Here is an 11,909-nt window from a genome sequence, read left to right as displayed (position 1 = left end):
TTTAAAACCTCAAGTCGCCGATACCAAAAACAAATTGAAACGCCCTATCATCTTGATACGTGGAAAAAGGTCTATCAGCTACACCGGTGAAACGTAGCTTTTGTGCGAAATACAATCGCAAAGGAAGTACTGGGATTTGAATTCTCAAACCAAAACCCCAAGAATAGCGAAAGTTATCCATAGCCAAGGTTCTGCCGGATAAAACTAAACGAGCTGGATCATTGATATCAAATCTTGATTGTGATAATCTCTGTCCACTGAGTGAATCATAATTTTCTAATAAATAGGTTTCTGCAACATTTTGCGTTCTTGCTTCAAAAACTCGCTGTTGATAATTATTAAAAAATTCCTTTCTCTCTCCAACAGCCCGATTGACTTCTTCATACATGGAACCGGCGTCCCAGAAAATTACAAACCAAAGAAGAGATGGCTCTATAGGAAACCGAAGTTCAGATGTGAACAAAACTCTATGTGATGATCCATCTTTCCACTCATCTGGATAGTATTTATCATCAAAGAACCAACCACGGAGAGATTCATAACCACCTAGAAAGAGACGATCTTGAACCTGAACGTACGGAATTTTTTCTTTGTCTTGTTTTCTGTATTTTGGTGTTCTCTCAAAAGTAAATACGGAAGAAGTTCTAAATTGTTGAACCACTCTCCATCTACGTAGTTGATTCGACCGAAATAATCCAAACAAGGTATAGTCGAACCAAGTTTGGTAATATTCTAATATAGGACTATATTGATCAAAATGGCTTTGTCCACCTAAATACTGACCTACGTTATCAATAGCAAAAGTTGCACTAAAACCTTCCGTAGTATTGAAAATATTATCTCGATTGTCATAAGCGATTCCATTCGTTATTTGCGATCGAAATTGCCATCCCAAATTCACTTCCGCAAGAACTTGATCGGATACTAGCGATGAAGGCCTTGTTGATGTGAAAAAACTTGGAGAATATCTATGGAAATGCGTCCAGTTTATCAAAAATCTATGTCCAATTCCAACAGAAACCCCTACTCCAGATCTGTCATAGGTAGCTCGTTCACGAATGGCTTGATTATTATTTTCAGTGATGGATGCCGCACCAACATTTAAGGTTCTGCTTGAATAGAACATACTTAGGGTTAATGCCCAAGGCTTATCATATATCCAGGGTTCGGTCCAGGATAATTGAAAAAATCTTCTGATTGGACCGAATTCCAACCTTCCTTGAACTTGCTGACCAGTTCCATTAAGGTTATTTTCACCTAATTGCGTAAATATGGAAAAACCGGTAATCGTTCCATACCCACCACCCATTGAAACTGTTCCTGTCGGCTGTTCAACCAGTTCAATGATAAGGTTCATTTTAGTTTCATCAGATCCAGGTCTCATGTTGAAGTTTACTTCTTTGAAATATCCTAGATTAAAGATCCTCTCCCGAGACCTGTTTACAAGAGTTGAATTGAAAAGGTCACCAGGTTTAAATAACAGTTCACGTCGAATAACTCGATCTAAGGTTTTCTTATTTCCCTTGATGATGATATTTTCAACATAGGCAAGATTGTTTTCTCGAATTGTAAAATCTATATGGACGAATTTTTTCCCTCTTAGTTCAGGTTTCTCATCATAGATTTTTCTCAATTTTGTAATATTTAATTCTTTATTCTCTTTTTCACATTCTTGCTGAGAATTCTTAGGTTTGGATTCGCAATTTTCATAATTGGAGATATTAGCATCCGTTAGCTCGATAAACCTTCTTCTTGGGACAACTTGCGCAAACAAATAACCTTTCGTACTATAAGATTCGTTGATAAATCCTCTATCTCGAAAGAATTTTGTTTCGTCAAAAATTTCTCCCACATCGTCATTCGTAAATTCGAAGTTTTTCATAAATAGATCAACTTCGAAAACCGGCTTTAGCTCTGCAACTGGAGTTCCCGGTGGGTTGTTCTCTTTGTTCAGATAAAGGGGATTATTGTCTGGACCTAACGATAAATCATGGGACAGATTATAACCGTTGAAGAAATATCGCTCGCCTTCTATAATTTTATAGTTAACAATTATGACTCTTTTGTCTTTTTTTGCAGGATTCTCCCAGCGAATTTCCCAGTTGGTTCCATCACTTGATAATTCTGCATCTATGTAGCCCTTCGATTTTAGAATACCAACTATCTTTTGCTTGTCGGTCTCGAAAGATGTTTCTTTGAACGTTCCACTTTCGAGAAATCCTGATTCTTTTAGCTCAAGCACACCAAGTATATCATAAGTATCTACTTCTTTATTTCCGAATATATTGATTTTTGAAACTGGAATTTCTTCCCCTTCATCAATTATAAATTTGACAACGACTGTATTGGTTTTTTCATCTACTTCACTTAGTTCTACTTTTACATAAGCTAGGAAAAAACCTTCGTCGCGATATTTTTTGAGGATTAAATCTTTTGCGACAACTACTTTGTTTGGAGTGATTACTTCATTTTCTTTGAGGGGGATTTTTTCTCGGAGATCAGATGGGAAAACTTCATCAGCTCCTATAAATTCTATTTCTTTCACTCTGGGTCTTTCTTTTACAAGAAAGACTACCTTAACCCCGTCTTCAAAAAGCTCACCTTGAACATCAATAAAGAAAAAATATCCAGAAGCGAAAAGAGTTTTAAGGTCGCCATTCACGAGCTTATCTTCAAGCTTCATCCCAACACGCATCTCTATCATTTCTAAGATATCTTCGCTGCTAGTATTTCGGTTTCCTTCAAATTCGATTGCTTTGATCTGTTTACCAAGAAATTTAGATCGATCAGAAAAAATATCGTTTGTAGCTGTGATATAGATAAGGCAGAGTAAAATTGAAAATAAAGCTGACTTAAATAAAAGACGAGGTTTCAATTTTTAGAACTTCAGTTTGTTGATGTGCCTTTGACCATGGCTAGATTGAATCTTGTGACACCAGCCGAATTAACCGAATCGATAACCTTAACAACTGTTTGATACGATGCACCACCGTCACCACGAATTATAACGCGATTTTTTTTCGGGTCTCTATCCTTTTCTGGACCGAGAAAGCTATTGATTTTATCGGTAAGTTTATCTAAAGGAACAGATTCCGTATCCTTATCAAGATAAATTTTACCTTGCTTGTCTACAGTTATTATCAATTCATCTTGATTCTTTTCTTTCGCAATGCTAGACGATCTAGGTAACTCAACTTTCATGGATGTATTCTTTTCTAAGGTAGCATTCATAAGAAAGTAAATTACAATAAATGAAATAACATCAATTAGAGGTGCTAGTTCAATTTTATCGTGAGTTCCATGGGATTTTCTGAATTTCATTTTATTTCTTTTTATCTTCCAAGTAGGGAAGTATTTGATTGGATAGATTTTCCATTTCGATGATTCTATCTTCTTTGACTCTTACCAAATAATTATAGAAAACATAAGCGGGAATAGCAACCGCCAAGCCCATAGCGGTAGTTATAAGAGCCTCAGAAATTCCCACTTCTGCCCCTTTTGTACCAGCTCCTTCAGCAAAGGATCGAATAATTCCTATCACTGTTCCCAATACTCCGAGTAAGGGAGAAACAGTCGCAATAGTTCCTAAAGCAGATAAAAACTTCTCCATGAGTCTGATTTGTTTATATCCTTCAGATTGCATTTCTTCTTCGATATAATCTAGATTTCTTCGTTTACGATCAATTCCAACTTGCAACACTAGTGAGGCTGGGTTAGAACTCTTACTTGCCAATAAATCTTTGGCTTCATCCCATTTCTTAGATCTTAGAAGTTCCTTGGTTTGAATGTATGAGTCATTATCTATTGGCTTTAACTTCCAATAGTAAACCATCCTTTCTATCACAATCGTCAACATAATGATAGAAACCATAATAATTACAACCGGGATCGTCTCCGGTGGAACAGATGAAATGAGCGAGTCGGATTTACCTAAAAAAAACATACCTGCTTAGTAGACTTTCAAACCAACCATCTAGTGCCAAACAAAAATTTCATAAAAAAAGACCCGACTGTAGTTGTTTTTTCAACTACAGTCGGGAAGAAATTTATACAGAGAGCATCTTAACTTGCCTTCTTTTCCAAAAGAAAGCGAGCATGAGCTACGGCAGCTTCAGTTACTTCTTTGCCGGCTACCATTCTTGCAAGTTCGATAGGTTTGTTTTTGGAAGCAATGGAGGTTGCTTTTGATATAGTTCTTCCATCTTTCTGGAATTTCTCAACCTTCCAATGAGCTGTTGATACTGCGGCAATTGGTTGGGAATGTGTTATGACTAATATTTGGGAAATTTCACTTAACTTCCCTAACCTTTGTGCCATGGAAAAAGCACCTTCTCCACCTACACCTGCATCAATTTCATCAAAGATCAATAGCTTCTGCGAAGTATGAGTTTGCCCTAAAACACTTCGAATACCAAGCATGATTCTAGACATTTCACCTCCAGATGCAACTTTTCTTAAAGGACGCGGTTTTTCGCCTGCATTAGCAGTAAAATAGAATTCTGCTTGATCTAAGCCAAACGAAGTAAGTATATAATTCTTTTCACCTTCGCGAAGTTCACCGTCCGGATCTTCTTCCCAACGCAAAACAATTTGGATTCTGGCACCTTTCATTCCAAGAAATTCTAATTCTTTTTGTATTTCTGCTTCGAAGTGAGCAAGTCCGCTTCTGCGTTTTTTTGAAAGATCCATTGCTAGGATTTTAATGTTATTTAGAGCTGAATTGTATTCTTTGCGAATTCGATCCAAGGACTCTTCCGAATCGTGCATTGTTTGAAGTTCTTTTTTCCATGATTCGTGATCTATAATCAATGCATCAATATCTCGGTCGTATTTTTTCTTTAGCCTGTGCAATTCTCTTAGCCTAGATTGAACTCCATCCAATCTTTCGGGAGAGAAAAAGATTTCTTCTTCTTCGTTTCGGACAGAAGTTTTGATCTCTTTGAGTCGATCATAGATTTCTTTGAATTCTTGTGAAATGGATGAAAAACCATCATGAATCCCAGTGATTTTTTCAGCTGATGCTAGAATTCCGGGAAATTGAGCAAGAATTGAATCTTCGGATTCAAAAAGATGATTTGAAATTGTTTTAAAATTTTCAAAAAGCTTTTCGCCATGTGTCAGTAACTTTTCTTCTTTTTCAAGCTCTTCCATCTCGCCAGGCTTTAGTTTAGCAAGGTCTAGTTCTCTGATTTGAAATTCTAAAGATTCTATATGATTCTTTCTTGCTGAATCACGGATTTCCAATTCAGTAAGCTTTTTCTTCCATGATTTAAAAAGATTAAAAGCTGATCTCATTTCTTCCCTAAGTGGATTGAGTCCTGCGAAACGATCCAAAAATTCCAGTTGGTTAGATTTATCTAAAAGAAATAATTGTTCGTTCTGATTATGGATATCACATAAAAGCGATCCTATTTCTCGGAGTAAGCTTAAGCTAACTAAAGACTCTCCGACAAAGATTCTCGATTTGCCATCTCTTTGTAGCTCTTTCGAAATGCTTAGGTCTTTCTGGTTATTCTGAATTCCTTTTTCGATCAACCATTCCTTGACAGGAATATTCGTAGAAATATCAAATCCGGCTTGAAGTATGTAGCGATCTTTGCCTTGCCGAATATTGCTCGAACTGCACCGGCCGCCCATAAGAGAGGATATAGCATCGAGAATTAATGATTTACCGGAACCGCTTTCTCCAATCAGTGAAGTTAAACCTTGTCCGAAACGAATTTCCTGTTCTTCGAATAATGCAAAGTCTTTTAGATATAAACTCTTAAGCATAGACCACTCCTTATGTTTACTATACAATAGTATTGCACTATATATAATTAGTCAACATAAATATAGTATTTTTTAGAAAAAAATCTGACGCTCAAGAAATTTATTTCTGGATTGGAAAGATTGATTTGGAAATCTATTCCTATTGATGAAAAAGCAAGACTCGCTTGGGAAATTTTACTTAGTAGAAGGGATTCCGATTTTTAGGAACTTACAGCCTGAAGAGATAGAATCTGTTGCCGAGAAAATCCAAATTCTTGATTTAAAAAAAGGTGATTTCGTTTTCGAAGAAGGAAAAGGAAATCCTTATTTTTACGCAATCGCTACTGGTATGGTAGAGGTTTACAAATCTAAAAAAGATAAATCTTTTGAGATTTTGGAAATCCTTCGAAAAGGAGATTACTTTGGACTCATTTCTCTTCTAACCAATCAGCCTCATTCTAGCACGGCGAAATGCCTAGAAGACACACGCCTTCTTCGGATGAACGCAAAAGATTTTCGAAAGGTCTTGCAGGATATTCCGAATCTTGGTATGGCATTTGCAAGAATTCTATCCTTGATTTTGCGAAAAGAGATCCTTGGCGAAAAAGACGATATTCGAAATACAATTTTTGCATACTGGGGTGACCAAACTAATCCCGATGATTTTTTGGATCAAATACTAGAGCAAACCGAAATCCTTTCCGGGAAAAAACCCGTTCTATTGAAATTTCAAAAAGGCAAAAAAGAAAGCAATCATCCTTATGAGAAAGTTTATCAAATAATTTCTAAACCTAAAATTCGAGAAATTCTCGAACGCTATATGGCAAACTTTGATTTTTTATTCCTAGATGTATCTGATAGTCTTCCAGAAGTTAGGCGTCTGCTTCTGTCTATGACTGATATATTGTATTATAAAAAAGAGGTTCTATTAAAATCAGATATCCAGAAATTGATAGATGAATATCCAGCTATAGAAATCAATGCAATTGAATCTATACAACCCGAAACAATAAAATCGATTTCTAGAAAAGTGACAGGTCGTAGAGTCGGTATTGCATTGGGTGGAGGAGCAGCTCTTGGACTTTCGCAGATTGGAATTTTAAAAGTCTGTCAAGAAGAAGGATTAGAATTTGATATGATTTCCGGAACGAGTATCGGAGCAGTGATTGGAGCATATTGGGCTGCTGGCATATCTTGGGATGTTTTATTGGAAGTGATCGCGGAATTCGATTCGGTTTTTAAATTTTTTCGATTTATAGATTTTTCCTTTCACAAGGGATTATTCTCAGGAAGAAATATTCGTTCATTATTGGAAAAACATTTATCAGGTTTACAATTTTCTGATCTCAAAATTCCACTCAAGTTAATTGCCTGCGATATTATTACGAGGACAGAGGTTGAGCTATCCTCAGGTAACTTAGTGGATGCCATAATGGCAAGCGTAGCCATACCAGGCGTGTTTTCGCCAATTCATTTGGCTGATGGAAGAGTTCTCGTCGATGGTGGAATTGTAAATCCATTACCTGTTTCTTCGCTAACCAAAGAGGGAATCAATCGCATTGTAGCTGTCAATTCAATGCCATCATCTAAAATTGAAGTCAAATCTAATGATAAAAATCCATCTATCATCGATATTATTGTGAACAGTTTATATTCATTACAGTATCGTATTGGAAAATACTCTGCTCAAGAAGCTGACGTTTATTTAAATCCGATTCTTGAGAATTCGTCTTGGTTTGAATTCTATCGCGGTCGAGAATTTATGGAATTTGGAGAGATCAAAGCAAGAGAATCTATCCAGGATATTAAGGCATTATTTTCTTAAGTTAAACCAAAACCTTTATTCTCGATCAGGACAAAGTATAACTAAATTCCTTGGCTCTGGAATACTAGTTACATCCAGTTTCTCTGCGTATCTGATAGCAGCACATAGTATCATTCCTGTTGTGATTCCAACAGGAATACCTTCTTTGATCAATAAATCAGATTGATAATGTAAAGCTTCCTCTTTGGTTACAGCTATAAACTCTGCGACTACGGATGGATCAAAAATTTCTGGAATGGGAACTTTCTCTTTGTTAGTTGTAGAAAAATATAAATCAAAATTGCTATTTTTAAATCCAGACAATACAACTTGAGTATTTGTTTTTGGTCTGATGGATCGAAAGAATCTTCCAATGCCTGTAACGGATGCTCCTGTTCCACCACCTGTTACGAAGATGTCAACTTTTCCTCCAAGGTCTCGATAGATTTCTGGACCAGTTCTCGCAAAATGATGATTAGGATTCGCCATATTAGAGTTTTCATCCGGATACCAGAAATTACTATTTCCTGAATATTTAAGAATACTGTCTTTTGGGTCCCCAGATACAACTTCTACATCCGCTCCATAATGACTTAGCTTCTGGATTTTCTCTTGATCCGTGCCTTCTGATACAAGACATTTAATCTTGTATCCCATAGTTCTCCCTGCCCAGGAAAATGATAAGGAAGAAGAGCCGGTTCCGGATGTGAGAATGGTACCATTTTTTTTTAATTTATTGCGTTTCTCTGCGTCTCTGATCATCGCAATTGCGCTTCGATCTCGCAGGCTTCCAGTTGGATTCTGGAATTCCGCTTTTAGATAAAAATTGATTCCAGGAATATGGCTCCCGATTTGGTTCAATCGAATGATGGGAGTATTTCCAACCAAATCCAGGATACTATTTTTTACAGGGTTTGCGACACTCAATTCCTTTCCAAACATGCCTTGAATATCATTCAGGGCATTGATGATTCCGTTACCTAATTCATCGATTGATTTGGAAATCTGGTCGATCATTTCTAGTTTACTTTTAATAACTCTACATCAAACAAAAGGGTTGAATTAGCCGGGATTGAGCCAACAGCTCTTTCGCCATATCCCATTTGAGGAGGAATTGTAAGCTTACGAACCCCGCCTTCTCGCATTTTTAAAATCCCTTTCTCCCAGCCTTGGATCACTTGGTTCTCGCCTAAGATAAAAGTAAAAGGACGATTTCTATCTCTTGAGCTGTCAAACTTCTGACCATTGGTCAGTGTACCTACATAGTGCACGGTTACTTGAGTTCCTCGAAGTGCTTCTTTGCCTTTGCCTACTTTAACATCCTTGATTCCAAGGTCGGCAGCATACAATACTGCGCTGGCAAATACTAGTGTAACCAAAATTTTATTGAAATTTCTCATAATTGTCTCATCCTTATTGTTTTGTTTTTAGACTGCTGATCTGTAGAGCCAGGGCATTGTAGCTTTTTGTTTATTTTCAAATTTAGTTATATCTTCTTCAAAACGCATTGTTAATCCAATGTCGTCCCAACCATTGAGTAAACTCTCTTTGCGAACGGGATCTACCTCGAATTTATAAGATTTACCATTTGGAATTTCAACAACTTGATTTACTAGATCTACTGTAATCTTTTTGCCTTCATTTCCTGCAACGAACTGAAAAATCTCATCTACTTCGGAAGTTTGAAGCACTACAGGTAGCATTCCGTTTTTGAAACAATTATTGTAAAAAATATCCGCAAAACTAGGAGCGATCATAGCTTTGAATCCAAAATCTTCAAGTGCCCAAGGAGCGTGCTCTCGTGAAGATCCACAGCCAAAATTATCACGAGCAACCAATATGGAAGCACCCAAATATCTGGATTGATTGAGGATAAAATCTGGATTGATCTTTTCACCAGCATCATCTAGAAATCTCCAGTCATGAAATAAATGTTTTCCAAACCCTGTTCTTTCAATTTTCCTTAAAAACTGTTTCGGAATGATAGCATCGGTATCAACATTCGCGCGATCCAAAATTGCCGGCAGCCCTTCGTGTTTTGTAAATGGATTCATATTATTTCCAGCTCCTGATATCAACAAATTTCCCTTCGACCGCAGCAGCTGCTGCCATGGATGGACTCACTAAATGCGTACGTCCACCCTTACCTTGCCTACCTTCAAAATTACGATTGCTTGTTGAAGCACAACGATCTCCTGGATTTAGAAAGTCATCGTTCATAGCAAGGCACATGGAACAGCCTGGATTTCTCCATTGAAATCCTGCTTCAATGAATATCTTATCTAAGCCTTCAGCCTCAGCTTCCCTTTTCACTCGACCTGAACCGGGAACAACGATCGCTTCCACTTTGGATGATACTTTTTTCCCTTTGATAGTTGATGCTGCCAGTCTGAGATCTTCAATTCTTGAATTGGTACAGGATCCAATAAAAACCTTATTGATTGTAATATCAGTAATTTTCTCTCCACCACCTAATCCCATATAGCTCAAAGAATTTTCTAAACTCTTCTTCTGGGTTGGATCTTTTTCTGAACTCGTTACAGGAACAGATTCGGTTACAGGAATCACTTGACCTGGAGAAGTCCCCCATGTTACCATCGGCGCAATATCTTCTGCTTTAAGGATAACTGTTTTGTCAAATTTTGCACCTGGATCTGTAACATAATGTTTCCATTTTTCTACAGCTTTATCCCATTCTTCTCCTTTGGGAGAGAAATCTTTGCCTTTTAAATATTCAAAAGTAATTTCGTCTGGGCTAATAAGTCCTGCTCTTGCGCCAGCTTCTATGGACATATTGCAAATGGTCATTCTTGCTTCCATAGATAATGAGTGGATTCCGTCTCCTGTATATTCGATCACATATCCGGTCGCCCCGTCAGTTCCAATTTTTCCAATGATTGCGAGCACTATATCTTTTGATGTAACTTTATCAGAGATCTTTCCTTCTATGCGAATCTCCATGGTTTTTGCTTGCTTTTGAACCAGTGTCTGTGTTGCCAAAACATGTTCCACCTCGGATGTTCCAATTCCAAATGCTAAGGCTCCAAAAGCTCCATGAGTCGATGTATGGGAATCACCACAGACCAATGTCATGCCAGGCTGCGTTATTCCTAACTCTGGAGCGATGACATGGATGATGCCTTGATCAGGATGTTTTAGGTCGTATAATTTAATTCCGTTTTCTTCGCAATTTTTCTGAAGGGTTCTCATCTGGATCGCTGAGATTGGATCAGCTGAATCATAATCTCTGGTTCTAGTTGAAACATTGTGATCCATAGTTGCGATCGTCGCTTCTGGCCTTCGCACTTTGCGTTTGGTAAATCTCAAAGACTCAAAGGCTTGTGGACTAGTCACTTCATGAATAAGATGTCTATCTATATAAATAAGACTCGTCCCACCATCCTCTTTGACAAGGTGATCTTCCCAGATTTTCTCAAACATCGTTTTCATAAGTGAAATGGCTCCTTGTGCCATGTTCGGAAAATTGACGTAAATCGTAAACTTAGATTTGGAGATTAGGGTGCAGAATAACCAGAAACATAAGTGCCACTAAGCCCAGAGCAGACCGCTGTTGCAATTGTTGATCCGCCAACAAAAGAATTGTAGAACAAAGATAATCTATATCCATCAGTCTTGGGTTGTTTACAGGTTCCTAATACATCGTCTGTTGAGCATTTTTCCGTATCGTCAGTTTCACCCGATAGGCAATCTGTCTCAGTTCCATAAATCTCTGAGCAGGCTCCAGAAGAAGTACAGGATTTGTTGAAAGTTAGATCGTCTGTTGCACCAGTTGAAGCTCCATCCGTAGATACTGGAGTTCCTGATAAGACTGCTGTAAACGAAGCGGAATCGTCTGATTGGTTCAATAAATAAAAATAAACCAAATAGCTACCAGATTTTATAAAAGTAATTGTTGTTCCAGAAGTATTAGTTTGGGTATATTCTGTATTTGCTGTCGCGGCTGTATCTGTCTGAACATTGAGAGGACAAGTAGATGAAGTATAAATATCTGGATCAATAGACGCAGTAATCTCTAGCACCGTACCAATATTTGCATTCTTAACAAGAATTACGCCATAACGAGTTGTATTTATTCTAGCCAAGGCAACATTCTGAGTCTCTGTCGATGCCCGAGTAAATCCTGCTTTGAATTGTGAGTTAAGTCCTGTTACAGTACAGAGTCCATCATCGCCAGATTCTTGAGGTAACAAAGCAAAAACAGAGTTGTCGTCCGAATCATCAGAATTACCGCCACAAGAAAATATACATACTAATAGAATGAAAATTGTGACATAAATAATTGCGATTGATTTTGCGATCATAACTAAATATATAATGCTTATTTAATATTGTC

General features: G+C 37.4%; 10 protein-coding genes. 1 reads left to right on the top strand and 9 read right to left on the bottom strand.

Going from position 1 to position 11,909, the window contains the following annotated elements:
* Position 1 precedes the first annotated feature (1 nt).
* The 4 genes from O4O04_RS11220 to recN all read right to left on the bottom strand — a co-directional run bounded on the left by O4O04_RS11220 (position 2) and on the right by recN (position 5,772).
* The gene (locus tag O4O04_RS11220) at positions 2-2,875 is read right to left on the bottom strand and encodes a BamA/OMP85 family outer membrane protein (protein WP_272531770.1); all 2,874 of its coding nucleotides are present in this window, start codon (positions 2,873-2,875) and stop codon (positions 2-4) included.
* A gap of 11 nt (positions 2,876-2,886) precedes the next feature.
* Positions 2,887-3,321 carry an ExbD/TolR family protein gene (locus O4O04_RS11215; protein WP_272531769.1) on the bottom strand — a complete coding sequence of 145 codons (435 nt, stop codon included), beginning with the start codon at positions 3,319-3,321 and terminating at the stop codon, positions 2,887-2,889.
* A 1-nt stretch (position 3,322) separates the two neighbouring features.
* Positions 3,323-3,943 carry a MotA/TolQ/ExbB proton channel family protein gene (locus O4O04_RS11210; RefSeq protein ID WP_272531768.1) on the bottom strand — a complete coding sequence of 207 codons (621 nt, stop codon included), beginning with the start codon at positions 3,941-3,943 and terminating at the stop codon, positions 3,323-3,325.
* 119 nt (positions 3,944-4,062) lie between these two features.
* Positions 4,063-5,772: a DNA repair protein RecN gene (gene recN / locus O4O04_RS11205; RefSeq protein ID WP_272531767.1), complete on the bottom strand. Its 1,710-nt coding sequence runs from the start codon at positions 5,770-5,772 to the stop codon at positions 4,063-4,065.
* A gap of 145 nt (positions 5,773-5,917) precedes the next feature.
* Here recN and O4O04_RS11200 point away from each other — a divergent pair, with 145 nt between their 5' ends.
* Positions 5,918-7,576, top strand: coding sequence for a patatin-like phospholipase family protein (locus O4O04_RS11200; protein ID WP_272531766.1), 1,659 nt, complete (start codon positions 5,918-5,920; stop codon positions 7,574-7,576).
* A gap of 15 nt (positions 7,577-7,591) precedes the next feature.
* Here O4O04_RS11200 and O4O04_RS11195 read toward each other — a convergent pair whose 3' ends face one another.
* The 5 genes from O4O04_RS11195 to O4O04_RS11175 all read right to left on the bottom strand — a co-directional run bounded on the left by O4O04_RS11195 (position 7,592) and on the right by O4O04_RS11175 (position 11,877).
* The gene (locus tag O4O04_RS11195) at positions 7,592-8,572 is read right to left on the bottom strand and encodes a PLP-dependent cysteine synthase family protein (RefSeq protein ID WP_272531765.1); all 981 of its coding nucleotides are present in this window, start codon (positions 8,570-8,572) and stop codon (positions 7,592-7,594) included.
* 2 nt (positions 8,573-8,574) lie between these two features.
* Positions 8,575-8,955, bottom strand: a complete 381-nt coding sequence (locus O4O04_RS11190; RefSeq protein ID WP_272531764.1) for an FKBP-type peptidyl-prolyl cis-trans isomerase — start codon at positions 8,953-8,955, stop codon at positions 8,575-8,577.
* Positions 8,956-8,982: 27 nt separating this feature from the next.
* Positions 8,983-9,609, bottom strand: coding sequence for a 3-isopropylmalate dehydratase small subunit (leuD, locus tag O4O04_RS11185; protein ID WP_272531763.1), 627 nt, complete (start codon positions 9,607-9,609; stop codon positions 8,983-8,985).
* A 1-nt stretch (position 9,610) separates the two neighbouring features.
* Positions 9,611-11,005 carry a 3-isopropylmalate dehydratase large subunit gene (gene leuC / locus O4O04_RS11180; protein WP_272531762.1) on the bottom strand — a complete coding sequence of 465 codons (1,395 nt, stop codon included), beginning with the start codon at positions 11,003-11,005 and terminating at the stop codon, positions 9,611-9,613.
* A 65-nt stretch (positions 11,006-11,070) separates the two neighbouring features.
* Positions 11,071-11,877: a hypothetical protein gene (locus tag O4O04_RS11175; RefSeq protein ID WP_272531761.1), complete on the bottom strand. Its 807-nt coding sequence runs from the start codon at positions 11,875-11,877 to the stop codon at positions 11,071-11,073.
* Between the last annotated feature and the right edge of the window lie 32 nt (positions 11,878-11,909).

It is taken from the genome of Leptospira sp. GIMC2001, from assembly GCF_028462125.1.
Lineage (GTDB): Bacteria > Spirochaetota > Leptospiria > Leptospirales > Leptospiraceae.
This window is presented reverse-complemented; position numbering and strand designations above follow the sequence as displayed.